The organism is Blastococcus sp. OS1-29, from assembly GCF_057628075.1.
On the sequence record NZ_JBXXJK010000007.1, the window covers coordinates 196,980 to 223,738 of the forward strand.

The 26,759-nt window shown below is 72.2% G+C and carries 22 protein-coding genes; 17 read left to right on the forward strand and 5 right to left on the reverse strand.

Going from position 1 to position 26,759, the window contains the following annotated elements; genetic code table 11:
• Positions 1–368 precede the first annotated feature (368 nt).
• On the forward strand, positions 369–2,489 hold the full coding sequence (gene uvrB / locus AC2H4J_RS18820; RefSeq protein WP_487466423.1) for an excinuclease ABC subunit UvrB: 2,121 nt from the start codon (positions 369–371) through the stop codon (positions 2,487–2,489).
• A 38-nt stretch (positions 2,490–2,527) separates the two neighbouring features.
• A complete protein-coding gene (locus AC2H4J_RS18825) occupies positions 2,528–2,890 on the forward strand; it encodes an MmcQ/YjbR family DNA-binding protein (RefSeq protein WP_487466424.1) in 363 nt (120 codons plus the stop codon).
• On the opposite strand, the gene AC2H4J_RS18830 is transcribed toward AC2H4J_RS18825, so the two are convergent.
• Positions 2,835–3,812, reverse strand: a complete 978-nt coding sequence (locus tag AC2H4J_RS18830; protein WP_487466425.1) for a TerC/Alx family metal homeostasis membrane protein — start codon at positions 3,810–3,812, stop codon at positions 2,835–2,837. The genes AC2H4J_RS18825 and AC2H4J_RS18830 overlap by 56 nt on opposite strands.
• Before the next feature lie 442 nt (positions 3,813–4,254).
• Between AC2H4J_RS18830 and AC2H4J_RS18835 the strand changes: the two genes are divergently transcribed.
• From AC2H4J_RS18835 to AC2H4J_RS18865, 7 genes are read left to right on the forward strand one after another with little or no spacing between them, the layout of a single operon-like run.
• Entirely contained in the window at positions 4,255–5,250 is a 996-nt protein-coding gene (locus AC2H4J_RS18835) for a TerC family protein (protein WP_487466426.1), read from the forward strand.
• Between the two features lie 5 nt (positions 5,251–5,255).
• The gene (locus tag AC2H4J_RS18840; protein WP_487466427.1) at positions 5,256–6,257 is read left to right on the forward strand and encodes a TerC family protein; all 1,002 of its coding nucleotides are present in this window, start codon (positions 5,256–5,258) and stop codon (positions 6,255–6,257) included.
• An 11-nt stretch (positions 6,258–6,268) separates the two neighbouring features.
• Positions 6,269–8,290: a S9 family peptidase gene (locus tag AC2H4J_RS18845; RefSeq protein ID WP_487466428.1), complete on the forward strand. Its 2,022-nt coding sequence runs from the start codon at positions 6,269–6,271 to the stop codon at positions 8,288–8,290.
• 39 nt (positions 8,291–8,329) lie between these two features.
• Positions 8,330–9,544 carry an alpha-hydroxy acid oxidase gene (locus AC2H4J_RS18850; protein ID WP_487466429.1) on the forward strand — a complete coding sequence of 405 codons (1,215 nt, stop codon included), beginning with the start codon at positions 8,330–8,332 and terminating at the stop codon, positions 9,542–9,544.
• Positions 9,545–9,584: 40 nt separating this feature from the next.
• On the forward strand, positions 9,585–10,583 hold the full coding sequence (locus tag AC2H4J_RS18855; RefSeq protein WP_487466430.1) for an acetamidase/formamidase family protein: 999 nt from the start codon (positions 9,585–9,587) through the stop codon (positions 10,581–10,583).
• A gap of 11 nt (positions 10,584–10,594) precedes the next feature.
• Positions 10,595–11,356 (forward strand): SDR family NAD(P)-dependent oxidoreductase, encoded by a 762-nt coding sequence (locus AC2H4J_RS18860; protein WP_487466431.1) that lies wholly within the window; start codon positions 10,595–10,597, stop codon positions 11,354–11,356.
• Between the two features lie 9 nt (positions 11,357–11,365).
• A complete protein-coding gene (locus AC2H4J_RS18865; protein WP_487466432.1) occupies positions 11,366–11,656 on the forward strand; it encodes a hypothetical protein in 291 nt (96 codons plus the stop codon).
• Positions 11,657–11,669: 13 nt separating this feature from the next.
• Here the strand turns inward: AC2H4J_RS18865 and AC2H4J_RS18870 are convergent, their stop codons facing one another.
• Both AC2H4J_RS18870 and AC2H4J_RS18875 read right to left on the reverse strand, forming a co-directional pair.
• Positions 11,670–12,497 carry an intradiol ring-cleavage dioxygenase gene (locus AC2H4J_RS18870; protein WP_487466433.1) on the reverse strand — a complete coding sequence of 276 codons (828 nt, stop codon included), beginning with the start codon at positions 12,495–12,497 and terminating at the stop codon, positions 11,670–11,672.
• Positions 12,476–13,141, reverse strand: coding sequence for an MBL fold metallo-hydrolase (locus AC2H4J_RS18875; protein ID WP_487466434.1), 666 nt, complete (start codon positions 13,139–13,141; stop codon positions 12,476–12,478). The genes AC2H4J_RS18870 and AC2H4J_RS18875 overlap by 22 nt, the downstream gene beginning before the upstream one ends.
• A gap of 49 nt (positions 13,142–13,190) precedes the next feature.
• On the opposite strand from AC2H4J_RS18875, the gene AC2H4J_RS18880 reads away from it, so the two are divergent.
• Entirely contained in the window at positions 13,191–14,615 is a 1,425-nt protein-coding gene (locus AC2H4J_RS18880) for an amidase (protein ID WP_487466435.1), read from the forward strand.
• Positions 14,616–14,730: 115 nt separating this feature from the next.
• The gene (uvrA, locus tag AC2H4J_RS18885) at positions 14,731–17,622 is read left to right on the forward strand and encodes an excinuclease ABC subunit UvrA (RefSeq protein ID WP_487466436.1); all 2,892 of its coding nucleotides are present in this window, start codon (positions 14,731–14,733) and stop codon (positions 17,620–17,622) included.
• A 15-nt stretch (positions 17,623–17,637) separates the two neighbouring features.
• Here the strand turns inward: uvrA and AC2H4J_RS18890 are convergent, their stop codons facing one another.
• Positions 17,638–18,132: a hypothetical protein gene (locus AC2H4J_RS18890; protein WP_487466437.1), complete on the reverse strand. Its 495-nt coding sequence runs from the start codon at positions 18,130–18,132 to the stop codon at positions 17,638–17,640.
• A 50-nt stretch (positions 18,133–18,182) separates the two neighbouring features.
• Here AC2H4J_RS18890 and AC2H4J_RS18895 point away from each other — a divergent pair, with 50 nt between their 5' ends.
• Positions 18,183–19,106, forward strand: a complete 924-nt coding sequence (locus tag AC2H4J_RS18895; protein WP_487466438.1) for an alpha/beta fold hydrolase — start codon at positions 18,183–18,185, stop codon at positions 19,104–19,106.
• A gap of 15 nt (positions 19,107–19,121) precedes the next feature.
• On the opposite strand, the gene AC2H4J_RS18900 is transcribed toward AC2H4J_RS18895, so the two are convergent.
• Positions 19,122–19,409 carry a hypothetical protein gene (locus tag AC2H4J_RS18900; protein WP_487466439.1) on the reverse strand — a complete coding sequence of 96 codons (288 nt, stop codon included), beginning with the start codon at positions 19,407–19,409 and terminating at the stop codon, positions 19,122–19,124.
• A gap of 334 nt (positions 19,410–19,743) precedes the next feature.
• On the opposite strand from AC2H4J_RS18900, the gene AC2H4J_RS18905 reads away from it, so the two are divergent.
• The 5 genes from AC2H4J_RS18905 (at position 19,744) to whiA (ending at position 26,751) form a co-directional block, all read left to right on the forward strand.
• A complete protein-coding gene (locus AC2H4J_RS18905) occupies positions 19,744–21,762 on the forward strand; it encodes a DUF222 domain-containing protein (RefSeq protein WP_487466440.1) in 2,019 nt (672 codons plus the stop codon).
• A 9-nt stretch (positions 21,763–21,771) separates the two neighbouring features.
• Positions 21,772–23,775, forward strand: a complete 2,004-nt coding sequence (gene uvrC / locus AC2H4J_RS18910; RefSeq protein ID WP_487466441.1) for an excinuclease ABC subunit UvrC — start codon at positions 21,772–21,774, stop codon at positions 23,773–23,775.
• A complete protein-coding gene (gene rapZ / locus AC2H4J_RS18915; protein ID WP_487466442.1) occupies positions 23,772–24,728 on the forward strand; it encodes an RNase adapter RapZ in 957 nt (318 codons plus the stop codon). Before uvrC ends, rapZ begins: the two co-directional genes overlap by 4 nt.
• 20 nt (positions 24,729–24,748) lie before the next feature.
• On the forward strand, positions 24,749–25,681 hold the full coding sequence (locus AC2H4J_RS18920; protein ID WP_487466443.1) for a gluconeogenesis factor YvcK family protein: 933 nt from the start codon (positions 24,749–24,751) through the stop codon (positions 25,679–25,681).
• 89 nt (positions 25,682–25,770) lie between these two features.
• Positions 25,771–26,751, forward strand: a complete 981-nt coding sequence (gene whiA / locus AC2H4J_RS18925) for a DNA-binding protein WhiA (RefSeq protein WP_487466444.1) — start codon at positions 25,771–25,773, stop codon at positions 26,749–26,751.
• Positions 26,752–26,759 lie beyond the last annotated feature (8 nt).

The following is a 26,759-nucleotide window of genomic DNA, read 5'->3' on the forward strand; positions in this document are numbered from 1 at the left end:
CACGCTCTGCACGGGGGTGGCGGCTGTCGGGTGCCCCGGCACACCCTTCCGCACACCTGCGACACGTGTGAGTCCGGCCGCTCCGCGCGCGGGACGACGACACGGGACGACGACACGCGGGACGACGACGCCCCCCGCGGTCGCAACCGCGGAGGGCGTCGTGCGCAGACTCCTCGGGCCGGGGCCGACCTCGCCCGGACGTGCCCGGGTGGCGCTGGTCCCGGCCGGGACCGTCCTGCGACCAGGCACGCTAGGGCGGCGCCGCCGCCAGGACAAGTAGCGCCTTCGTCTCGCCGACCACCCCTGCACCAACCGGCCCGGAAAGCGCTGGGACCCGTTCTGTCACACCCTCGTCGTACCGTCGTCCCGTGCGCACGTCCACCGACATCCGGCCCACCCAGGGGCGCTTCACCGTCGTCAGCGAGTTCGAGCCCTCGGGCGACCAGCCGGCCGCGATCCAGCAGCTGGCCGAGAAGGTCAACGCGGGGGAGAAGGATGTCGTCCTGCTCGGGGCCACCGGCACCGGCAAGTCGGCGACGACGGCGTGGCTGATCGAGCAGGTGCAGCGGCCGACGCTGGTGATGGCGCCGAACAAGACCCTGGCGGCCCAGCTGGCCAACGAGTTCCGCGAGCTGCTGCCCAACAACGCCGTCGAGTACTTCGTCTCGTACTACGACTACTACCAGCCCGAGGCCTACGTCCCGCAGACCGACACCTACATCGAGAAGGACTCCTCGATCAACGAGGAGGTGGAGCGGCTGCGGCACTCGGCCACCCAGAGCCTGCTCACCCGGCGCGACGTCATCGTCGTCTCCACCGTCTCCTGCATCTACGGCCTGGGCACCCCGCAGGAGTACGTCGAGCGCGCACTCAAGATCAAGGTGGGGGAGTCCCGCGACCGTGACGACCTGCTGCGCACGCTGGTCACCGAGCAGTACACCCGCAACGACCTCTCCTTCACCCGCGGCACGTTTCGGGTGCGGGGCGACACGATCGAGGTCTTCCCGGTGTACGAGGAGCTGGCGTGCCGGATCGAGATGTTCGGTGACGAGGTCGAGCGCCTCTACTACCTGCACCCGCTGACCGGTGAGATCGTGCGCGAGGTCGACGAGCTGTTCGTCTTCCCCGCCAGCCACTACGTCGCCGGCCCCGAGCGCATGGAGCGGGCGATCCGCGGTATCGAGGCCGAGCTCGAGCAGCGGCTCGCCGAGCTGGAGAAGCAGGGCAAGCTGCTCGAGGCCCAGCGGCTGCGCATGCGCACCACCTACGACATCGAGATGATGCGCCAGGTCGGCTTCTGCTCCGGCATCGAGAACTACTCGCGGCACATCGACGGCCGCGCGGCCGGCAGCGCCGGCAGCTGTCTCATCGACTACTTCCCCGACGACTTCCTGCTGGTCATCGACGAGTCGCACGTCACCGTGCCGCAGATCGGCGGCATGTACGAGGGCGACATGAGCCGCAAGCGCACCCTCGTCGAGCACGGGTTCCGGCTGCCCTCGGCGATGGACAACCGCCCGCTGAAGTGGGAGGAGTTCACCGACCGGATCCACCAGACGGTCTACCTCTCGGCGACCCCCGGCAACTACGAGCTCGGCCGCACCGGCGGCGAGTTCGTGGAGCAGGTCATCCGCCCCACCGGCCTGGTCGACCCCGAGGTGGTGGTCAAGCCGACGAAGGGCCAGATCGACGACCTGGTGCACGAGATCCGGCTGCGCACCGAGAAGGACGAGCGGGTCCTGGTCACCACGCTGACCAAGAAGATGTCGGAGGACCTCACCGACTACCTGCTCGAGCTGGGCATCAAGGTCCGGTACCTGCACTCCGAGGTCGACACCCTGCGCCGCGTCGAGCTGCTGCGGGAGCTGCGGCAGGGCGAGTACGACGTCCTGGTCGGCATCAACCTGCTGCGGGAGGGCCTCGACCTGCCGGAGGTCTCCCTCGTCGCGATCCTCGACGCGGACAAGGAGGGGTTCCTGCGGTCGGGCACGTCGCTGATCCAGACCATCGGGCGTGCGGCCCGCAACGTGTCGGGTCAGGTGCACATGTACGCGGACAAGATCACGCCGTCGATGGCGCTCGCCATCGAGGAGACCAACCGGCGCCGCGAGAAGCAGATCGCCTACAACACCGAGCGCGGGGTCGACCCCCAGCCGCTGCGGAAGAAGATCGTCGACATCCTCGACGGCATCTACCGCGAGGCGGAGGACTCCGAGTCGGCCGAGCTGATCGGTGGGTCCGGCCGGCAGCAGTCCCGGGGGAAGTCGCCGGTGCCCGGGCTGTCGTCGAAGAAGGCCCCGAAGACCAAGGCGGGGTCGATCGACGTCCAGGGCCTGCCGCGCAACGAGCTCGCCGACCTGATCACGCAGATGAACGAGCAGATGCTGGCCGCCGCCCGCGAGCTGCAGTTCGAGGTCGCCGCCCGGCTGCGCGACGAGCTGCAGGAGCTGAAGAAGGAGCTGCGCCAGTTCGACGCCGCGCACGCGTGATAGGCCCCGTCCAGAGGCTCGCCCCGAGCTTGCGAGGGGTGAGGGGGACGGGGTCCTTCGACTATCCCTGGGGGGAGGAGGAGCTCGTCGCCAAGGTGGGCGGCAAGGGTTTCGCCTTCATCGGGCCGGGTTCGTTCAGCGTCAAGTGCGGGCGGGACGCTGTCGAGGCGGCCGAGTGGCGGGACCGCTACCCGGGAGCGATCACCACCAGCCACTACACCGGGCGCTACGGATGGAACTCCGTCGACCTCGCCGCCGACGTCCCTGACGACGAGCTCCGCGAGCTGATCGACGCCTCCTACGACGCCGCCGTCGCAGCCCTGCCCAAGAGCCGGCGGCCCCCATCTAGAGCGAGCGGCGAGCGTCCATCCGGGTCTTCGCCAGGCTCGCCCCGACGGTGACGGTCAGCGTCGCGAGGATGAACAGCAGCGACGTGGCGATGCCGATCTCTGGTAGCGGCACGGCCCCCAGGTGATCGATGTGCGAGCCGTGCAGCGCCTCGATGACCAGCTTGACGCCGATGAAGCCGAGGATCACCGACAGCCCGACGTTGAGGTAGATGATCCGCTCGAGCAGCCCGCCGATGAGGAAGTACAGCTGCCGTAGCCCCATCAGCGCGAAGGCGTTGGCCGTCAGCACGATGTAGGGGTCCTGCGTCAGCCCGAAGATGGCCGGGATGGAGTCGAGGGCGAAGACGACGTTCGCGATGCTGATCGCGGCGATCACGATGATCAGCGGGGTCAGCAGCCGCTTGCCGTTCACCCGCGTGGCCAGCCGGGGGCCGGCGTACTCGGCGGTCATCGGCAGCACCCGGCGCAGCCCGCGCAGCACCGCCCCCTCCGTGAAGTCCTCCTCGTCGTTCTCGCCCTCCAGCGCCAGCTTGACGGCGGTGTAGATGAGGAAGGCGCCGAAGAAGTAGAAGACCCAGCTGGCCGCCGAGATCGCCGCGGCACCGGCCGCGATGAACACGCCGCGCAGCACCATCGAAGCGACGATGCCGATGTAGAGCACCTTGTCGACGGCGAGGGCGGGCACCGCGAAGCGCGCCATGATGATGATGAAGACGAAGAGGTTGTCCACCGAGAGGCTGTACTCGGTGATGTACCCGGCGACGAACTCGCTGCCGGACCTGCCGTCGCGGAAGACGAACAGTCCGACCGCGAACAGCGCGGCCAACGCGACGTAGAAGAGCACCCACAGCGTCGCCTGCCGGATGGTCACCTCGCTCTTGCGGCGGGCGATGACGACCAGGTCGAGCACGACGACGGCGGCGAAGCCGAGCCCGGTGAGGAGCCAGACGAGCGGCGGCACGGCTGTGAACACGAATCCTCCGAAGGGTCGCCGAAGACGACGGTTTCGAAGGTCTCTTCCGTCCGCGTTCCGAGGACCAGCAGCACCGGGCGCGCCGACGAGGCGCTCCGTGATGACGACACCGCTGCGAAGGAATACTCCCCTTCAAGCGGGCGAAGAGTAGCCCACGATCGCCGTCCCGGCAGTCTGACCCGGCCGGTGACAATCCTCACCGGCGCCCGAGCCGGGGAACTCCGGGACGGGTGCTGCCGTTGTGCCGGAGGGTCGCCTAGAGTGACCCGGGACGCCGACTGCTCCGCAGCCGGCGTTCGCACGTGGAGGGGAGTATCCCCAGCGGCAGTGTCGTCATCACGAGGTCCCATGACCTCCGGCGCTGCCGGTCGACGGCCTCCGGCCGGCGGCGGGAGAGACCTCCGGAACTGACGCATGCCAGTTGCCGGAGGTTTGTCGCCGTATGGACGTCCCGTTCCTCGTCTGGGCTCTCACGATCGCCGTGATCGTCGGGATGCTGATCTTCGATTTCGTCGGGCACGTGCGCACGCCGCACGCGCCGACACTGCGTGAAGCCGCGATCTGGTCGGCGGTCTACGTCGGCGCCGCGGTCGTCTTCGGGTTTCTCGTCCTGTGGTTCTCCGGCGCCGAGTACGCGGGTGAGTACTTCGCCGGCTACGTGACCGAGAAGAGCCTGAGCGTCGACAACCTCTTCGTCTTCGTGCTGATCATGGCCACGTTCGCCGTGCCCAGGCAGCTGCAGCAGAAGGTGCTGCTGTTCGGCATCACCTTCGCCCTGGTGCTCCGGACGGTCTTCATCCTGGTCGGCGCCGCCGCCATCGAGAACTTCAGCTGGGTCTTCTACCTCTTCGGCGCGATCCTCATCTACACCGCCTGGGTGCAGGCCCGCAGTGGCGGCCACGGCAAGGAGGAGGCCTACCAGGAGAACGCCGTCCTCCGCGCCGTCCGGCGGATCGTCCCGACGACCGACGACTACGCCTCCGACCGCATGACCGTGAAGGTCGACGGCAAGCGGTTCATCACCCCGCTCTCCGTCGCGCTCATCGCGATCGGCACGGCCGACGTCATCTTCGCCGTCGACTCGATCCCGGCGATCTTCGGCCTCACGCAGGAGACCTATCTGGTCTTCGCAGCCAACGCGTTCTCCCTCCTGGGCCTGCGCCAGCTGTTCTTCCTCATCGACGGCCTGCTCGACCGCCTGGTCTACCTGGCCTACGGGCTGGCCGTGATCCTCGCCTTCATCGGCGCCAAGCTGGTCATCCACGCGCTGCACACCAACGAACTGCCGTTCATCAACGGCGGCGAGCACGTCACCGCCCTCCCCGAGATCTCCACCGGCGTCTCGCTCGGCGTGATCGTCGGAACCCTCCTGATCACGACCGTTGCCAGCCTCGCCTCCCGTCGGCCCGCGCGGCCCGACGCCCCGACCGATAGGTGATTTCCGTGGATCTGCCCACCTGGTTCTCGATCGCGACGTTCGTGGGGCTCACCGTCCTGCTGCTCGCCGACCTCGCGATCGTCGCGCGCCGACCGCACGAGCCGTCGGTGAAGGAGTCGAGCCTCTGGGTCGGCTTCTACGTGGCGCTCGCCCTGGTCTTCGGCGTCGTCCTGCTGCTCGTCACGGGAGGCGAGTTCGCCGGGGAGTTCTACGCCGGCTGGCTGACCGAGTACAGCCTGTCGATCGACAACCTGTTCGTCTTCGTGATCATCATGGCCCGCTTCCAGGTGCCCCGGAAGCTGCAGCAGGAGGCGCTGATGGTGGGCATCATCATCGCGCTCGTCCTGCGCGGGATCTTCATCCTGCTGGGCGCCGCGGTGATCGAGCGGTTCACCTGGGTCTTCTACATCTTCGGTGCCTTCCTCGTGTACACGGCGATCAACCTCGTCCGGCACCGCGGGGAGGACGAGGACTACGAGGAGAACGCCTTCATCCGGCGCATGCGCACGGTCCTGCCGATCACGTCGGACTTCCACGGCAGCAAGATCCGGGTCCTGCAGAACGGCAAGAAGTTCTGGACGCCGATGATCGTCGTCTTCCTGGCCCTGGGGACGACGGACCTGCTGTTCGCCCTCGACAGCATCCCGGCGATCTTCGGGCTCACCCGCGAGCCGTTCATCGTGTTCACCGCGAACGTGTTCGCCCTGATGGGGCTGCGCCAGCTGTACTTCCTGCTCGGCGGGCTGCTCAAGCGGCTGGTCTACCTGTCGCTCGGGCTCGCGGTGATCCTCGCGTTCATCGGCGTCAAGCTGGTGCTCGAGGCCGTGCACGAGAACAGCCTGCCGTTCATCAACGGCGGCGAGCCGGTGCACGCCGTCCCGGCCATCCCGATCTGGCTGTCGCTCGTGGTGATCCTCGGCGTGCTGGTGGTGGCGACCGTGGCCAGCCTGCTGAAGACCCGGGGGTCGCTGCCGGCGGCGGAGAGTGCTGCCGGGCGGCTCGACTAGCGTCGCTGGCCATGCGGCCGACCGACCTCGCGCTCCTGCGCATCCCCGGCGTGCCGGCGGTCTCGCCCGACGGGCGGATGGCCGTCGTGGCGGTGAGCCGGCCCGATCTCGACGCCGACGAGTACCGCAGTCAGCTCTGGGCGGTGCCCACCGACGGGTCGGCGTCCGCGCGGCCGATAACCAGCGGGGCGCGGGACACCGCGCCGGCGTTCTCGCCGGACGGCCGCTGGCTGGCCTACCTGGGCGCCGAGCCCGGCGGGAAGCCGCAGGTGTGGTTGCTGCCGACCGCCGGAGGCAAGCCGCGACGCCTGACCGACCACCACCTGGGCGCGGGAGCCCCGGTGTGGGCGCCGGATTCCCGCCGGCTCGCGTACGTCGCCCGCGTGCCCGAGGAGGGCCGCTACGGAACGGTCGAGGGCGTCGGGTCGGAGGCCGAGCCCCCACGGCTGATCACGACGCTGAAGTACCGGGCGGACGACGTCGGATTCCTGGCCGACCGGCCCAGCCAGGTCTTCGTCCTGGACCTTCCGGCGGACTTCGAGGACGACGCCGCCCCGCTCGCCGAGCCGGTGCAGGTGACCGCCGGCACCGCCGACTGCGTCGAGGTCACCTGGCGGCCGGACGGCCGGGAGCTCGCATTCGTGTCGGCGCAGCACCCCCGGGCCGACGTCGACCTGGTCCGCGACGTCTACGCGATCGCGCCGGACGGCACCGGCCTGCGGCGGGTGACCGCGTCGACGGGGGAGTGCGCGCTGCCGGCGTTCGGGCCGGACGGGCGGTTGTACGTCACGGCCGTTCCCGACCTCGGACCGGACGGGCTGGACTTCGTGGCCCGGCAGTCCGTGCCGTGCCGGGTGGCCGACGACGGCGCGCTGCGTCCGCTGCTGGACCCCGCGCGGCACCACCGGGGTGACGAGACGCCCGCGACCGTCGTGAGCGACGGTGCCGTCCTCGTCGGGATCCAGCGCGAGGGGGCGGTGGAGCTGCTGCGCGTCCCGGTGGACGGTGGACCGCCCCAGACGCTGATCGAGGGGTCGTTCACCGTCCGTGGGATCGCCGCGGCCGGCGGTGTGGTGGTCGCGGTCGTCGCGCACGACCGGTCCGCGGGGGAGCTGATCGCGCTGACCCCGGGCCGCCGTCGGCTGCTGACCGCCTTCGGCCAGAAGCTGGGGGAGACCGGACGGCTGCACCGGATGCGGGAACGGACGGCGACCGCGCCCGACGGCTACCCGGTGCACGGCTGGGTGACGACGCCACCGGGACCCGGACCGCACCCGGTGCTGCTCACCATCCACGGCGGTCCGTTCGCCCAGTACGGCTGGTCGCTGTTCGACGAGACCCAGACGTACGTGACGGCGGGCTACGCGGTCGTGCAGTGCAATCCCCGCGGGTCCGCGGGTTACGGCGAGGCACACGGCCGGGCGATCACGGGCGGCTTCGGCGAGCTCGACGCGGCCGACGTCCTGGCCTTCCTCGACGACGCGCTGACCGATCCGGCCCTCGACGCCGACCGGGTGGGCGTGATGGGTGGTTCCTACGGCGGCTACCTGACCACTTTCCTCATCGGCCGGACGGCGCGGTTCGCGGCGGCCATCAGCGAGCGGGCCTTCCTCGACCCGGTCAGCTTCGTGGGTTCCTCCGACATCGGGTGGAACTTCCCGGACCAGTACCTCGGCACCGACCCCGAGCGGCTGGCCGCCCAGAGCGCGATGACCGGTGCGCCGGCGATCACCACCCCGACGCTGGTCATCCACTCCGAGCAGGACTGGCGCTGCCCGCTGGAGCAGGGGGCGCGGCTGTACGTGGAGCTCAAGCGCCGCGGCGTCCCGTCGGAACTGCTGCTCTTCCCGGGAGAGGGCCACGAACTGTCCCGCTCGGGCCGGCCGCGGCACCGGCTGGCCAGGCTGGAGCACGTGCTGCGCTGGTGGGCACGATGGCTGCCGACCGCAGCACCGGACGCGCCGCAGGCCGCCCGACCGGTGGAGTCCGCCGTCGCCGAGCCCCTCACGGTCCGCGCCGTCCGGGTCGACTGACCTGCCGAAGAGGCGTCCGGCCTGGCAGGGTGTTCCCGCGTGGGAGAGCGCCGGTTGCCGCACTGGTCGGAGCTGCGCGAGGTCGTCCGCCCGCGGCGTCTCCCGGGCGACGCGACCGACCGGCGGCTGGCACGCGCCGCCACGATCGGCGACCTCCGCGAGATCGCCCGGCGTCGTGTGCCGCGGGCGGTCTTCGACTACACCGACGGTGCCGCGGGGGCCGAGATCAGTCTCCGGCGCTCCCGGGAGGCGTTCGAGCGCGTCGAGTTCGCTCCCCGGGTCCTGCGCGACGTCTCGGTCGTCGACCCGTCGACCACGCTGCTGGGTGAGCGGTCGGCCCTCCCGCTCGTGTTCGCGCCGACCGGGTTCACCCGCCTCATGCACACCGAGGGGGAGCCCGCGGTCGGCCGGGTCGCGGAGCGGGTCGGCATCCCGTACGCGCTGTCGACCATGGGCACGACGTCGGTGGAGGCCCTCGCCGACGCCGCCCCCGGAGCGCGCCGGTGGTTCCAGCTCTATCTGTGGCGGGACCGGGACGCCAGCGACGCCATCGTCGAGCGGGCCCGGGCCGCCGGCTACGAGGCGCTCGTGCTGACCGTGGACACCCCGGTGGCCGGACCGCGGCTGCGCGACGTCCGCAACGGCTTCACGATCCCCCCGGCGCTGTCGCTGCCGACAATGGTCAACGCGGCCGTGCACCCGCGCTGGTGGCTGGATCTGTTCACGACGCCGCCGCTGGAGTTCGCGTCCCTGCGCTCCTGGGGCGGCACGGTCGCCGAGCTCGTGGACCGCGTCTTCGAGCCGGCCGCTGTACTCGCCGACGTCCTCACGCTGCGCGCGAGGTGGCCCGGCGCGCTCGTCGTGAAGGGCATCCTGGACGCCGACGACGCCCGCGCCGTGGTGGACGCCGGCGCGGACGCGGTCGTCGTCTCCAACCACGGCGGCCGCCAGCTCGACCGGTCACCGACGCCGCTCGAGCAGCTGCCGGCCATCGTGGCCGCCGTCGGCGACCGGGCCGAGGTCTACCTGGACGGCGGCATCCTCGATGGCGCCGACGTCGTCGCCGCCGTGGCGTTCGGGGCGCGCGCCTGCCTGGTCGGCCGGGCCTACCTCTACGGGCTGATGGCCGGGGGAGAACGGGGGGTGCAGCGGGCGGCCGACGTCCTCGGTCGCGAGATCACCCGGACGATGCAGCTGCTCGGCGTCGCCTCCGTGGCCGAACTGACGCCGGAGCGCGTGCGCCTCCGTTCGTGAGGGCATTGCGGCCGGGAGCTGCGGGTTCCTAGGGTGCGCCATGGACGTCGTCGAGGTCGTTCCCACCGTCGAGCAGTACGCGTTCACCTTCGGCGGCGTGGCCCCGCTGCGGCGCATCACGCCCGGGACGGCGCTGCGGCTGTGGTCCGACGACGCCTTCTGCGGCGCACTCCGGTCGACCAAGGACCTGTCGAGCGAGAAGGTCGACCTGCGCTACGTCAACCCGCAGACGGGGCCGTTCTACGTCGAGGGTGCCGAGCCGGGGGACACCCTGGCGCTGCACTTCGTCGCCATGGAGCCGGCCCGCGACTGGGGTGCGTCGGCGGCCATCCCGTTCTTCGGCGGGCTGACGAGCACCGACCGGGTCGCCACGCTGCAGGACCCGCTGCCCGACACCACCTGGATCTACGAGCTGGACCGGGCCCGCAACACGGTCACGTTCGCCGCGCAGCACAGCGACCTGCGCATCGACCTGCCGGTCGAGCCGATGCTGGGCACGGTCGGCGTGGCCCCGGCCGGTGGCGAGGTGCGCAGCTCGCTGGTGCCGGAGCGTTTCGGCGGCAACATGGACACCCCGCAGATGCGGCCCGGCACGACGTGCTTCCTCGGCGTCAACGTCAAGGGCGCGCTGTTCTCCGTCGGTGACGGCCACTACCGGCAGGGCGAGGGCGAGGCCTGCGGCACCGCGGTCGAGGGCGCCATGACGACGACGCTGATCGTCGAGCTGATCAAGGGCCGGGCGCCGCTGTGGCCGCGGCTGGAGGACGACGTCCAGTGGATGACCGTGGGTTCCAGCCGCCCGCTCGAGGACGCCTGGCGGATCGGCCAGGTGGAGCTCGTGCGGTGGTTCGGCGAGCTCTACGGCCTGCACCCGATGGACGCCTACCAGCTGCTCTCGCAGATCACCGAGGTGCCGATCGCCAACGTCGTGGACGCCAACTACAGCGCCGTCGTCAAGGCCCGCAAGTCCCTCCTGCCGCAGGCGTCGGCCTACGGCGGACTGCACGCCGAGCTCCGCTCCCGCGCCGCCACCCTCTAGAAGGAGACCTCATGGACCTGCATCTGTCCGGCTCGCGGGTGCTCGTCACCGGTGGCACCCGGGGCATCGGCCGCGCGATCGTGGAGGAGTTCGTCCACGAGGGCGCTCACGTGGAGTTCTGCGCGCGGGACGCCGGTGAGATCGAGGCGACGGAGAAGACCCTCGCGGACCGCGGGCCGGACGTGCGCGGCGTCCAGCTCGACGTCCGGGACGGCGCGGCCCTGCGGCACTGGGTCGAGGCGGCGGCCGGCCGTCTGGGCGGCATCGACGCCGTCGTCGCCAACATCAGCGCCCTGGCCATCCCGGACACCGAGGAGAACTGGTACACGTCGTTCGAGGTCGACCTCATGCACACCGTGCGCCTGGTGCAGGCGGCGCTGCCGCACCTCGAGGCGAGCACGAACGGATCGATCGTCGCGATCTCCAGCGTCTCGGGGCGGGAGGCGGATTTCGCCGCCGGCCCGTACGGGACCATGAAGACGGCGATCGTCGGCTACATCTCCGGACTGGCCTTCCAGCTGGCCGAGCGCGGTGTGCGGGCCAACGTCGTCTCGCCGGGCAACACCTACTTCGAGGGCGGGGTCTGGCAGCAGATCGAGCAGGGCAACCCGGAGCTCTACCGATTCGCCATGGACCTCAACCCGACCGGGCGCATGGGCACACCCGAGGACTCCGCGCGGGCCGTCGTGTTCCTGTCCAGCCCGGTGTCCGCCCGGACGAGCGGCACGCACCTGGTGGTCGACGGCGCCCTGACCCGGGGCATTCAGCTATAGCGTTCCCGCATGGCGCTCATCTATCCCGTCCTGGCCGATGCCCCGGAGGTGGACGAGGGATCGGAACCCGACTTCGCCGAGCTCGCCGCGGACCTCTCCGACCAGTGGCTCGTCGAGGTCGAGGTGGGCGAGGACGGCGACGACGCCTGCTTCGGTCCGGTCGCCGCGCGCATGGCCTGGGACCTGGCGGTGGAACTCATCGACAGGCGGCCCGAGTGGAACGTCTCGGTCGTGCCGCTCTACGTCGCCGAGCCGGCCGACACGATCATCGGGCTCTTCGAGGACGACGAGAGCGACTGACCGTTCCCCCGGCTCAGGGCACGCCGAGGACGAGCGCCCCCAGCCACCTCGCGCCGTCCGGCGCGAGGCGCAGCAGCGCGCCGGGGGAGAAGAACGGATCGCGGTCGTTGCGGGTGTCCCGGCCGGCGTGCTGCGCGTACGGGGGCTGGGCGTACACGCCGTCGGTGACGGCGTCGTCGAAGAACAGCTGACCGGTCAGGACGGTCGACCCGTCCAGGTGCACCTTGAGGTGCAGGTGCGCCGTCCGCGTCGGGTACCAGCCGGGGTAGACGGTCGCGAACTGCACGACGCCGCCGGCATCGGTGACCTGGGTGCCGCGCAGGAAGCGCTCCGCGGTGGTCGCGGCCGATTCCTTGTCGCCGTACTCGTCGACGCCGCCGGCGTGCCCGCCCTGGCCCGGTGACGCGCCGGCGAACCCGGAGTAGATGCCCTGCGCATCGCACTGCCAGAGGTCGACGACCGCGTCCGGCACGGGCGTGCACGCCCCGGTGTGCTCGACGCGGAAGGCGAGGTCCAGCGGCGTGCCGGGCCGCCCGTCGCGGATGTCGCTGCGCACGGCATGGACGTCGAACCAGGTCGGCCCGGCGATGGTCTCCGGCGTGAGGGCGCAGGTCCCGGCGCCGTCGAGCAGGTCGACCGGTGAGGGCGGCGGGGGTGCCGTGGTGGTGGCGGGGGCCGCGGCCGACGGCGGGGCGGACGACGCGCCCGTGCCGGGTGCCGCCGTCCGTTCCTGCTGGCCGGTGCATGCGGCCAGGACCGCGCCCAGGCCGATCAGGCCGCCCGCGGCCAGGACGCTGCGGCGGTCGAGTTCACCACCGGTCACCAGCCGCGCTCGCGCCACTCGGCCAGGTGCGGGCGCTCGGCGCCGATGGTCGTGTCCTTGCCGTGGCCGGGGTACACCCAGGTCTCGTCGGGGAGCGTGCCGAACAGCCGCTGCTCGACGTCGTCGATGAGGCTGGCGAACCGCTCCGGGTCCTTCCACGTGTTGCCGACCCCGCCGGGGAACAGGCTGTCGCCGGTGAAGACGTGCACGCCGGCGTCGTCGGGACCGCGCCAGACGAGGGCGATGCTGCCCGGCGTGTGCCCGCGCAGGTGCACGACCTCCAGCGTCTGGTCGCCGACGGTGACGGTGTCGCCGTGCTCGACCGTCCGCGCGACCGGCACCGGCAGGTCGGCGGCGTCCGCGGCGTGGGCGACGGTCGCGGCGCCGGTCGCCTCCACGACGGCCGGAAGGGCGCGGTGATGGTCCCAGTGGCCGTGCGTGGTGACGACGGTGCGCAGGTCGGCGTCATCGATCAGGGCACGCAGCGCCTCGGGATCGTCGGCGGCGTCGATGAGCAGCGCCTCGCCGCTCGCGGGATCGCGGAGCAGGTAGGCGTTGTTGGCCATCTCGCTGACCGCGAGCTTGCTGATCGTCAGGCCGGGCAGCTCGCGGGTCTGCGCGGGGCCCCCGGGCTCCACGTCGCCGGTGTAGGGAGAGGTCATCCGGGACTCCGATCGGAAACTGTCGGCGACCGCCGTTACGGTCCTCTGCATGGACGCTAGCGGAGCTCCCGACCGTGCTCAGGTCGCCGCCGGGACGGTCGGCCTGCCGGCGACCGAGATCGCCCGCCTCGTGCGCTCCGGCGAGGTCACGGCGGTCGACGTCGTCCGTGCGCACCTCGACCACATCGAGGCGGTCGACGCGCGGGTCGGTGCCTTCCGGGTCCTCCGCCGCGACGCCGCGCTCGCCGAGGCGCACGCGATCGACACCGCGCTCACCCGGTTCGCGCTCCCGCTCGCGGGGGTGCCGATCGCGGTGAAGGACAACGTGGCCGTGGCCGGGGAGGTCTGCACCGACGGGTCGCTGGCGGGCAGCGACGTCCCGGCGACGAAGGATCATCCCGTCGTCTCCCGGCTCCGCAAGGCCGGCGCGATCGTCGTCGGCATCACGCGCGTGCCCGAGCTGTGTCTCTACGGGACGACGGACGGTCCCGGCACCGTCAGCCGCAACCCGTGGGACACCGCGCTCTCCCCGGGCGGCAGCTCGGGTGGGAGCGCCGCCGCGGTGGCGGCGGGCTGCGTCCCGCTCGCCCACGGCAACGACGGCATGGGCTCCCTCCGGATCCCGGCCGCCGCCTGCGGCCTCGTGACGCTCAAGCCCGGTCGCGGCGTGGTGCCCTCCGAGATCGGCCCGGACAGCTGGTCGGGCATGGCCGAGAACGGGGCGCTGGCGACGACCGTGGGCGACCTCGCCGTGGCCCAGGCGGTGCTGGCGGGGGAGGAGCCGGCGCCGCTGACCGACCCGGGGCGGCCGCTGCGGATCGCGGTCTCCACCCGTTCGCCGGTCCCGGGTGTGCGCGCCGACGCGGCCACCCTCGCCGCGGTCGACGCGGTCGTGGCCAGGCTCGTCGCGGCCGGGCACACCGTCGTGCGCCGCGACCCGCCGATCACCACCGGTGCGGCCGTCGCCGGCTTCGCGCAGTGGATGGCCGGCGCGGACGACGACATCACCCACTACGGGCTCGACCGGACGGCGCTGCAGCCGCGCAGCCGCGTGCACGCGCGGGTCGGCCGGATGATGCGCCGGGCGGGCCTCGCCCGGCCGGCCACCGGGCAGCGGTTCCGCGAGCGGATGGCCGGCTTCTTCGAGGATGTCGACCTGCTGCTCACGCCGGTGACCGCAAGCGCCCCGCTGGCGGCCCGGCCGTGGCACGAGCGGGGATTCCTGGCCAACGTGACGGCCAACGCCCGCTGGGCGCCGTGGGCCGCGCCGTGGAACGTGGCCGGGCTGCCGGCCCTCGTCCTGCCGGGTGGCATGCGGCCGGAGGGGCTGCCCGCGGCCGTCCAGTTCGTCGGACCCCCGGGTGCCGAAGCGCGACTACTCTGGCTGGCCGGAGAGCTGGAGCGCCTGCAACCGTGGCGCCGCCACGCACCCGTCTTCGACCCCACTGCGCAGTCCGTCCCGGCGCCCGCCTGAGCGCACGTGACCGGGGTGACACAGCGGGCACGCCGGGGGCAGGGAACAGCGTCCTGACCTTGGGCCTTGGCCCTTATCGATGATGCATCTGGCCACAGCTACTGACAGGGATCACATGGATCGGCTCGTCGTCCGCGGCGCCCGCGAGCACAACCTCAAGGACGTCCACATCGACCTGCCCCGTGACGCGCTGATCGTCTTCACGGGACTCTCCGGCTCGGGCAAGTCCAGCCTGGCCTTCGACACGATCTTCGCCGAGGGACAGCGCCGGTACGTCGAGTCGCTGTCGGCCTACGCGCGGCAGTTCCTCGGCCAGATGGACAAGCCGGACGTCGACTTCATCGAGGGCCTCTCACCCGCGGTGTCGATCGACCAGAAGTCGACCAACCGCAACCCGCGGTCGACCGTGGGCACGATCACCGAGGTCTACGACTACCTCCGGCTGCTGTACGCGCGCGCCGGCCAGCCGCACTGCCCCAATTGCGGCAAGCCGATCTCCCGTCAGACACCGCAGCAGATCGTCGACCAGGTGCTGGCGATGGAGGAGGGAACCAAGTTCCAGGTGCTCGCCCCGGTCGTCCGGGCCCGCAAGGGCGAGTACGTCGATCTGTTCAGCTCTCTGCAGACCCAGGGCTTCTCCCGCGTCCGGGTCGACGGCGTCGTGCACCCGCTCACCGAGCCGCCGAAGCTCAAGAAGCAGGAGAAGCACACGATCGAGGTGATCGTCGACCGGCTGACGGTCAAGGAGAGCGCCAAGCGGCGGCTCACCGACTCGGTCGAGACCGCGCTCGGGCTCGCGGGCGGTCTCGTCGTCCTCGACTTCGTCGACCTGCCCGAGGACGACCCGCAACGCGAGCGCACGTTCTCCGAGCACCTCGCCTGCATCGACGACGGGCTGTCGTTCGAGGCGCTGGAGCCCCGGTCGTTCTCGTTCAACTCGCCGTTCGGCGCGTGTCCGGAGTGCACCGGCATCGGCACCCGCAAGGAGGTCGACCCCGATCTGGTCATCCCCGACCCGGAGAAGACGCTGGCGCAGGGCGCGGTCGCCCCGTGGGCCAGCTCGATGACCAACGAGTACTTCCTGCGGTTGCTCTCCGGGTTGGGCGCGCAGCTCGGCTTCTCGATGGACACCCCCTGGGAGCGGCTCCCCGCGAAGGTGCAGAAGGCGATCCTGCACGGTTCCCCGGACCAGGTGCACGTCCGCTACAAGAACCGCTACGGCCGCGAGCGCAGTTACTACGCCGCGTTCGAGGGCGTGATGCCGTTCCTGGAGCGCCGGCACGAGGACACCGACAGCGACTACGCGCGGGACAAGTACGAGGGCTACATGCGCGACGTGCCCTGTCCCGTCTGCCACGGCACCCGCCTGAAGCCGGAGATCCTCGCGGTCAAGATGAACGGCCGCTCGATCGCCGAGGTCACCAGCCTCTCGATCGGCGACGCGTCCGAGTGGCTGTCCTCCCTGGAGCTGGCCGAGCGGGAGCGGGCGATCGCCGACCGCGTGCTCAAGGAGGTGCAGGCGCGCCTGTCCTTCCTGGTCGACGTCGGGCTCGACTACCTGTCCCTCGATCGGCCGGCCGCCACGCTCGCCGGCGGTGAGGCGCAGCGCATCCGCCTGGCCACCCAGATCGGGTCGGGCCTGGTCGGCGTCCTCTACGTCCTCGACGAGCCGTCCATCGGGCTGCACCAGCGCGACAACACCCGGCTGATCGAGACGCTGATCCGGCTGCGGGACATGGGGAACACGCTGATCGTCGTCGAGCACGACGAGGACACGATCAAGGTCGCCGACTGGGTCGTCGACATCGGCCCGGGCGCCGGCGAGCACGGCGGCGAGGTGGTCGTCAGCGGCACCGTCGACGAGCTGCTGGCCTGCGAGCGGTCGATCACCGGCCAGTACCTGTCCGGCCGGAGGGCGATCGAGATCCCCAAGGAGCGCCGGGAGCTCACGCCGGGCCGCGAGCTGGTGGTCAAGGGCGCCCGCGAGCACAACCTCAAGGGCATCGACGTCACATTCCCGCTCGGAGTCCTGGTCGCCGTCACCGGTGTCTCCGGCTCGGGCAAGTCCAGCCTCGTCAACGACATCCTCTACACGACCCTGGCGAACGAGCTGAACCGTGCGCGTCAGGTCCCCGGCCGGCACCGCACGATCACCGGCCTCGAGCACCTGGACAAGGTCGTGCACGTCGACCAGTCGCCGATCGGCCGCACGCCGCGGTCCAACCCGGCCACCTACACCGGGGTCTGGGACCAGGTCCGCAAGCTCTTCGCGCAGACCACCGAGGCGAAGATGCGCGGCTACCTGCCCGGTCGGTTTTCGTTCAACGTCAAGGGCGGCCGCTGCGAGGCGTGCTCCGGCGACGGCACGCTGAAGATCGAGATGAACTTCCTGCCCGACGTCTACGTGCCCTGCGAGGTGTGCAAGGGCGCCCGGTTCAACCGGGAGACCCTCGAGGTGCACTACAAGGGCAGGACGGTCGCCGAGGTCCTCGACATGCCGATCGAGGAGGCCGCCGACTTCTTCGCGGCCATCCCGTCGATCGCCCGGTACCTGCGCACCCTCACCGAGGTCGGTCTCGGGTACGTGCGGCTGGGGCAGCCGGCGACGACGCTGTCCGGCGGTGAGGCGCAGCGGGTCAAGCTGGCCAGTGAGCTGCAGAAGCGGTCCAACGGCCGCAGCATCTACGTCCTCGACGAGCCGACCACCGGCCTGCACTTCGAGGACATCCGCAAGCTGCTGCTCGTGCTCCAGGGTCTGGTCGACAAGGGCAACTCGGTGATCGTCATCGAGCACAACCTCGACGTGATCAAGAGCGCGGACTGGTTGATCGACATGGGACCCGAGGGCGGGTTCCGTGGCGGCACGGTCGTGGCCGAGGGGCCGCCGGAGTTCCTGGCGACCGTGCCGGAGAGCCACACCGGCCGGTACCTGGCCAAGATCCTGGACGGCGACGCGGTGGCCGCGGCTGCCGCACCGAAGAAGCGGGCGCGCAAGAAGGCCAGCTGACGCAGGGGCCGGCCGTCAGGCCCGACGACCTGGGCGGTGGATCCACTCCACCACCCAGGTCGCGCCGGGCGTCAGGTCCGCCCAGCGTCGTCCGGCAGCGGCCAGTTCGTCGGCCGTCCCCTGCAGCGCGCTTACGGAGTGCCCGGACGCCTTCGCCTCGCCGGCCATCACCGGCTCCTCACGGGCGAGCCGGCCGACCACGTCGGCGACCGCCTCCGCGGTGCCGATGGCGGCGGCGCGCTCCTTCTTGAGCCGCTCCGACCGTTCGGCGGCGTGCGGGGGCCGGCGTCCGGAGACGTGCCGCATGCTGCGCCAGACGACCCCGTCGGCGATGCACCCCCAGATCCCGTCGGGCATGCGCAGGCTCTGCTCGACCAGGGCGTGCACCAGGTCGTGCGGCAGCGCGGCACCACCTCCTGCGCCCCGCAGGGAGAAGACGACACCGTCGTCGCGCTCCACGCGGGTCTCCACCGGGCGGCGGTCGGCCATCCGCTGGAAAGTGATCCGCACGCCTCAGACTGTGGGGGCCGGGTCAACCCATTTTCGATGAGGGGAACGCGATGACGGCGAGCACCGGGGACCTGCACCAGCTCCAGGGCGCCGACGGGTCTCGGATCCGGTACCGGCGATGGCTCCCGGACGGCGACGTGCGGGCGACCATCCAGCTGGTGCACGGCGCGTCCGAGCACTCCGGCCGTTACGGACGGCTCGCCGACGCCCTCACGGCCCGCAGGATCGGCGTCTGGGCCATGGATCTGCGCGGTCACGGCCGGACGGCGGAGAGCACCGGCATCGGCCGATTCGGCGGCGGCCTCGGCGTCGACGCCGTGCTGGACGACGTGGACGCACTGCACCTGGTGATCGCCGAGCAGCACCCCGGCGTGCCCCGGGTGATGCTCGGGCACTCGATGGGTTCGATCATCGCGCTGGCCAGCGCCGAGCGGAACGGCGCGGACCTCGCCGCTCTCGTGCTCTCGGGGCCGATCGGCGTGGCCCCGCAGCTCGCCGACTCGGTCACGGCGCTGGAGGAGGCCGTCGCCGCCGGAGCCGCCGACCACGCGCTCGACGCGCTCGGCGCCTTCAACGAGAAGTTCGAGCCGGCGCGCACGCGCTACGACTGGCTCTCGCGCGACCCCGCCGAGGTCGACAAGTACGTCACCGACCCGCTCAGCGGCGACGAGATGCCGCTGACCGTGGCCTACGCCGCCGGGGTCTTCGCGCTGGCGGTCCGGGCCGCCACCCCGGAGGCCGTCGCGACGCTCCCGGACGGGCTGCCGGTGTTGCTGCTCTCCGGTCAGCACGACCCGGTCGGCGGCGAGGACGCCGTCCAGGTCACCGCGCTCGCCCAGCTGTTCACCGAGCGCGGTCTGCCCGTCGAGCAGCACGTCTATCCCGAGGCCCGGCACGAGGTCTTCAACGAGACCAACCGGGACGAGGTCGTCGGCGACCTGCTGGCCTGGCTCGACGCCCGACTCCACACCTGACCGCCCGCCCCGCCGTCAGCCGGCCGAGCGCGCTCCGCCGATGCCGGCCGATCGGCGGGGGCCGGTGGCCGGACGCTGGTCGACGACGTCGACCAACGCCGCACCGTCCGGTTGCGGGACCTGTCCGCTCTGCAGAGCGGCGGCCACCGCGACGGCTGTCCGGTCGGCCGCCTCGGGCCCGTGTACCTCCCATCGCGCCCAACGGCGGAACCGACCCCGCGCCGATGCTTCCAGTTGCCACGTGTCGGTCATGGGCGTCCGCAGGTGATCGACCGTCTGGCCGACCAGCCGGACGAGCGCCACGAGCGCCCAGATCCCATGGACGGATCCCCGTGTTGCGTCGGCGTTCGCTCGTCGGGCCTCGCACACGTCGATGTCCGCGGTGTCCCCGGGCGTCCGCCAGGCGTCGGGGACACCGCGCATGGGATCGACGGCGACGGCTGCGTGCGGCGCCAGCGCTGGGATGAGCCGGCGCCGCAGCGATTCCTGCTCCGGCGCGGACAGTGGGCCGGTCGTCTCCGTGCTCCGTCCCTCAGGTGGAGGCAGCCTGCCAGGTGCGCTCGTCTGCCCGCGGCCGTCATCCACAGGGCACCGCCGCTGCCTTGCTCGCCACCTTGCTCGAACATATGATCGAATGGTGACGACGGAGGCGCCCCCTTTCGACTGGTACGCGGAGGCGTGCCGGCGGGCGCGGGCGTACGGCCGGCGCCGTCGTGCGGCGCAGGCGTCCACCGAGTGGCCGGAGTTCGCACCGCCCGTCGCCCTGTCCGAAGGTCCGCTGGGTGCGGTGCAATCGGCCGACCGGGAGATCGGCCGGCAGACGGCGATCAGGGCGCGCGCGGTCGCGGACTTTGCCGCCACCCGCCCCGCCGGCGCCGACCGTGCGCAGGGCGAGCCGGGTGCGATGAGCGCGCAGCGGTGGAGCGCACGCCCGGAGGTCCTCCGCCCGGTGTCGGAGTGGGCCGGCCGGGAACTGATGGTCGCGTTGTCGGTCACCGAGCAGGCCGCCGACGCGCTGCTGACCCGCTCGCTGACCCTGGTCCAGCGACTGCCCGGCACCCTGGCCGCGCTGGAGGCCGGGGCGCTGCACCCCGGACACCTGTGGACGATGCTGGAGAAGGTCGCGCCCATCGCCGACGACCGCATCCGGGCCGAGGTGGAAGCCGAACTGCTGCGCTGGGCCGCCGGCCGGGTGACCACGCCGGCGCAGCTGGGCGCCAAGGCGCGGCGGGAAGTGCTCAAGCGCGACGCCCGCGCCGCGGCCCGCGACCTGGAACGGGCGCTGCAGGAGCGCGGCGTCCACCTCCAGGCGCACCGGGTCGACGGCATGGCCACGCTCACCGTCGTCGCGACCATGCCCGAGGCGCAGGCCCTCCACCGGACCCTGACCGCGCTCGCCGACACCCTGACCGGCGACGACGACCCCCGCACCCGCGGCCAGAAGATGGTCGACTGCCTGCTCGACCTGGTGCTGCGCCCCGGGGAGAGCGGGCTGCCCCCGGTGCAGGTGCTGCTCACCATGGTCGCGTCCATCGGCACCCTGGCCGGTGGGGACGCCCCGGGGGAGATCGACGGCCAGGTCGTCCCCGCCGAGATGATCCGCCAGCTCCTCGCCGCCCTCGCCGCGCCGCAGCAGCCCACGCCGGCCGGCCGGCACGACGACGACGGCAGGGACGACGCCGCGCTGTGGGAGGAGACGCTGCGGGCGGAGCTGGAAGCCTGGGGAACCGAGACCGAACGACGCGTGCTCGCCGGCGACGAGTGTGCCGACGATCCGCTCGCCGACGAGCTCGTCGACGGCCCGCTTGTCGACGACCCCGAACCGCCATCGCCCGCGGCGCCGTCCGCCGCCGATCCAGCCACCGATCCAGCGCCCGCGCCGGAGCAACAGCCCGGCGAGTGGGCGGCCGCCGATGCCGCGGTCGACGAGGCCGGCCTGGCGATCTTCCAGGCCGGCCGGAAACTCGCGCACGCTCAGCAGCGGGTGCGCGCCGCCGCCGCGGCCGACGACGCAGACCAGGCCGCCTGGCACACCAGCACGAACCCGCGGATCACCGACGCCGAGGACGCCATCACCGCACTGCTGTCGACCACCGACGCCCAGCGGCACCTGCTCGGCGACCTGCTCACCACCACCGGCGGCGGCGGCCTGGCCGATCGGCCCCGAATAGCACTCACCGACGCGCTCTCCGGCGCCCTGCTCGCCCTCACCGACCTGCCCGGGCTGATCCGTGCCGGCACCTGTGGCCGCCCGGCGTGCCGCCGCGACCCCGCCCGATGTCGCCACGACCTCAGCGACCGCCCCGGACTCGGACCACCGGGCCCCACCGACGGCTACCGGCCCTCGGCCGAACTCGACCCGCTGGATGCGCGCCCGCGACCGGCGCTGCCGCGCACCCGGCTGCCGCCGGCGCGTGCCCCGCGGCGGCGAACTCGACCACCACCGCCCCTATCCCGCCGGTCCCACCAGCGCCCAGAACCTCGCCGGCTACTGCACCACCGACCACCGCGGCAAACACCAGGCACCCGGCTGGCGACACCACCTCGACCCCGACGGCACCCTCACGGTCACGACACCGACAGGACTCGTCGCCGTGACCACCCCGCCTCCGTACTGACCGACGCGGCCCGCCGCCTTGTCGGTGGGCCCACCTAATCTGGACGCATGGCCGACCCGTCGACGTACCGCCCGGCGGTCGGCAGCATCCCGGAGTCCCCGGGTGTCTACCGGTTCCGCGACGGCAACGGCCGGGTCATCTACGTGGGCAAGGCCAAGAGCCTCCGCCAGCGGCTGAACAGCTACTTCGCCGACGTCGCCGGGCTGCACCCGCGCACCCGCCAGATGGTGACGACGGCCGCAAGCGTCGACTGGACCGTCGTGGGCACCGAGGTCGAGGCCCTCCAGCTCGAGTACAACTGGATCAAGGAGTTCGACCCGCGGTTCAACGTCCGCTACCGCGACGACAAGAGCTACCCGTCGCTGGCGGTCACGTTGAACGAGGAGTACCCGCGCCTGCAGGTGATGCGCGGGCCGAAGAAGAAGGGCGTCCGCTACTTCGGTCCCTACGCCCACGCCTGGGCCATCCGCGAGACCCTCGACACGCTCACCCGCGTCTTCCCGGCCCGCACCTGCTCCAACGGCGTGTTCAAGCGCGCCGGGCAGATCGGCCGCCCCTGCCTGCTCGGCTACATCGGCAAGTGCTCCGCTCCCTGCGTCGGCCGCGTCAGCGCCGAGGAGCACCGCGAGATCGTCGACGACTTCTGCGACTTCATGGCCGGCCGCACGGAGTCGATGATCAAGCGCCTCGAGCGCGAGATGGCGGCGGCGTCGGAGAACCTCGAGTTCGAGAAGGCCGCCCGCATCCGCGACGACCTCGGCGCGCTGCGGCGGGCGCTGGAGAAGCAGGCCGTCGTCCTCGGTGACGGCACCGACGCCGACGTCGTCGCCTTCGCCCAGGACGAGCTGGAGGCCGCGGTCCAGGTCTTCCACGTCCGCGGCGGCCGGGTGCGGGGCCAGCGCGGCTGGATCGTCGACAAGGTCGAGGCCGTCACCACCGGGGAACTGGTCGAGCAGTTCCTCCTGCAGGTCTACGGCGGGGTCGACGAGCAGACCGGCATCGGGGAAGCGGGTGAGGCGGTGCCCAAGGAGGTGCTGGTCCCCGAGCTCCCGGCCGACGCCGACGTGTACGAGGAGCTGCTCAGCGAGCTGCGCGGCAGCCGGGTCAGCCTCCGCGTGCCTCAGCGCGGCGACAAGCGCAGCCTGCTCGAGACCGTCGAGCGCAACGCGAAGGAGGCGTTCGCCCGGCACCGGGTCAAGCGCTCCAGCGACCTGACCGCCCGCAGCCTCGCCCTGTCCGAGCTACAGGAGGCCCTCGAGCTGCCCGACGCGCCGCTGCGGATCGAGTGCATGGACGTCTCGCACGTCCAGGGCACGAACGTCGTCGCGAGCATGGTGGTGTTCGAGGACGGGCTGGCCAAGAAGTCCGACTACCGCCGCTTCTCCGTCGCCCAGGGCACCGACGACACCGCGGCCATGGCCGAGGTCGTGCGCCGCCGGTTCGCCCGGCACCTCAGGGACGAGGAGGACCGCCGCAACGAGCAGGGCGTCTCCGCCGAGGAGGGCCGGCCCAGGAGGTTCGCCTACCCGCCGAACCTGCTCGTCGTCGACGGCGGCGCTCCGCAGGTGGCCGCCGCGAGCCGCTCGCTCGCCGAGCTGGGCATCGTCGACGTCGCCGTCTGCGGGCTCGCCAAGCGCATGGAGGAGGTCTGGCTGCCCGGTGACAACGACCCGGTGATCCTTCCCCGCACCTCCGAGGCCCTCTACCTGCTGCAGCGGGTCCGCGACGAGGCCCACCGGTTCGCGATCACCTATCACCGGCAGAAGCGGTCGACCAGCATGCTGGTCTCGTTGTTGGATGACGTTCCCGGTCTCGGGGAGTCGCGGCGGAAGGCGCTGATGAAGCAGTTCGGGTCGCTCAAGCGGTTGCGGGCCGCCACGGTCGAGGAGCTGATGGCCGTGCCCGGCATCGGACGACGGACGGCGGAGGCGGTGCAGGCCGCGATCGCCGAGCCGGAGGAGTCCACCACCGCACCCCAGGGCCCGGCCGAGCGAGGCACCCCGCGCGCCGGCGCCGGTGACACGGCCGAGGTCGGGCGGGTGGCTTCATGAGCGTCGGAACACCCGACGGCGTCGTCGGCCCGCGTGCCGAGGGCGGCCCCCACGTCCCCGTCACGGGCCCGCGGGACCGTCCGGGCATCGAGGCCCAGCCGCTCGAGGTCGTCGTCGTCACGGGGCTCTCCGGCTCCGGCAAGAACAGCGCCGGCCGCGTGCTGGAGGACCTCGGCTGGTACGTCGTGGACAACCTCCCGCCGGCGCTGCTCCTGCCGATGGTGGAGCTCGGCGCCCGCGGCGACCTCCGCCGGTTCGCGGCGGTCGTCGACGTCCGCAGCCGGGCGTTCTCCAGTGACCTGCAGGAGGCGATCCGCGTCCTGTCCGAGGCCGGGCACCGGCCGCGGGTGGTCTTCGTGCACGCCCGCGACGAGGTGCTCGTGCGGCGTTACGAGTCCAACCGGCGCGAGCACCCCCTGCAGGGCAACGGCACCCTGATCGACGGCATCTCGGCCGAACGGGCCCTCCTCACCGGCATCGCCGGCGAGGCAGACCTCTGGGTCGACACCAGCGACCTCAACGTCCACCAGTTGAGGGCGACGCTGGAGAACGCGTTCGCGCGCGAGGGTCGCACCCCGCCGCTCACCGCGACGGTCATGAGCTTCGGCTTCAAGTACGGGCTGCCGCTGGACGCCGACCTGGTCGTCGACGCGCGCTTCCTGCCCAACCCGCACTGGATCCCCGAGCTCCGCGACCACACCGGGCAGGACGACGACGTCCGCGGGTTCGTCCTCGGCCAGCCCGACGCCGAGGAGTTCCTCGACCGCTACACCGACGTGCTGCGGCTGCTCATCCCCGGTTACCGCCGCGAGGGCAAGCGATACCTGACCCTCACCGTGGGCTGCACCGGGGGGAAGCACCGCAGCGTGGCGATCGCCGAGGAATTCGCCCGCCGGCTGCAGGCCGAGGGCATCGCTGCCACCGCCCGCCACCGCGACCTGGGCCGCGAGTAGTGGGAGGCGCAGCACCGCGCGTGGTCGCGTTCGGCGGCGGCCACGGGCTGGCCGCGGCCCTGGCCGCCTGGCGGCGGCTCACCCCGCACGTGACCGCGGTCGTCACGGTCGCCGACGACGGCGGCTCCTCCGGCCGGATCCGCCGCGAGATGCCCGTCCTCCCGCCCGGCGACCTCCGCATGGCCCTCGCCGCCCTCGCCGGCGAGGGGGACCGTCCCCAGGAGCTGGCAGCTCTCCTGCAGCACCGCCTCGGCGGCACCGGCGTCCTGGCCGGGCACCCGGTCGGCAACCTGATGCTCACCGGGCTGACCGAGATGCACGGCGGGGACACCGTGCGGGCCCTGGACGAGATCGGGGAGCTGCTCGACTGCTGCGGCCGCGTGCTGCCGATGGCCGACGTCCCGCTCGACCTGGTGGCCCGCGTCGAGACCGTCGATCCCGACGACCCCGAGCGCAGCCGCACGATCCGCGGACAGGTCGCGATCGCGGCGACGGCCGACCGGGTCCGTGAGATCTTGCTCTCCCCGCCCGACCCGCCGGTGAACCCGGCGGTGCTCGAGGCGGTCGCCGCGGCGGACGTCGTCTCGCTCGGTCCCGGCTCCTGGTACACGTCCGTGCTGCCGCACCTGCTGGTGCCCGCGCTGCGTGAGGCCCTGGCCGCGACCAGCGCGCGCGTGGTCGTCGTCCTGAACCTGGAGCCGCAGCCCGGGGAGACCGACGACTTCTCCCCGGAGGAGCATCTGAGCGTGCTGCAGGCGCATCTGGGCGGGGTGGCGTTGCACACCGTGGTCGCCGACGATGAATCGGTTGTTGACCGCCGTGGTCTCCTGTCTGCGGTGCGCGAGTGCGGTGCCGAGCTCGTCCTGGCTCCGGTTGCTGCGCTGGACGGCGCGCCACGGCACGATCCAGTGCGCCTGTCCGCAGCGCTGGCCTCCGTGGTCGGCGCACGGTAGGGAGTACGGGTGTCCGATCGGGTATCGGAACTGACGGCGACAGAGGCCGGACCGGATCGGTCGGTACGAGGGGGAAGGGGACGCCGCACATGGCGATGACCGCAATGGTCAAGGACGAGCTCTCACGCGTGGAGTGCACGAAGACCTCCGAGCGCAAGGCGGAGGTCACGGCGCTGCTGCGTTTCTCGGGCGGCCTGCACATCGTGGGCGGTCGGGTGGTCATCGAGGCGGAGCTCGACACCGGCTCGGTGGCCAGACGACTGCGCCGCGACATCAGCGAGGTCTACGGGTACACGAGCGGCGTCAGCGTGCTCGCCGGTGGCAACATCCGCCGCGGCGTGCGCTACCTGGTGCGGATCGCCAAGCACGGCGAGGGCCTGGCCCGGCAGACCGGCCTGGTCGACCAGCGCGGCCGCCCCGTCCGCGGCCTGCCGCCCGCGGTGGTGTCCGGCGGCATCAACGACGCCGAGGCCGCCTGGCGCGGCGCCTTCCTCGCCCACGGGTCGCTCACCGAGCCCGGCCGGTCGTCCTCGCTCGAGGTGACGTGCCCCGGGCCCGAGGCCGCGATGGCGCTGGTCGGCGCGGCCCGGCGGCTCGGCATCCCGGCCAAGGCGCGCGAGGTCCGCGGCGCCGACCGGGTGGTCATCCGGGACGGCGACGCGATCAGCGCGCTGCTCACCCGCATGGGCGCGCACGACGCCGTCCTGGCCTGGGAGGAGCGGCGGATGCGCCGCGAGGTGCGGGCCACCGCCAACCGGCTGGCCAACTTCGACGACGCGAACCTGCGCCGGTCGGCCCGTGCCGCGGTCGCCGCCAGCGCGCGGGTCGAGCGGGCGCTGGAGATCCTCGCCAACGACGCCCCCGAGCACCTGCTGGTCGCCGGCCGGCTGCGCCTGGAGTTCGGTCAGGCCTCACTGGAGGAGCTCGGCCAGCGGGCCGAGCCGCCGATGACCAAGGACGCCGTCGCCGGCCGCATACGGCGTCTCCTGGCGATGGCCGACAAGCGCGCCAAGGACCTCGGCATCCCGGACACCGAGTCCGTCGTCACCGACGACATGCTCGCTCAGTGACCCCGGGC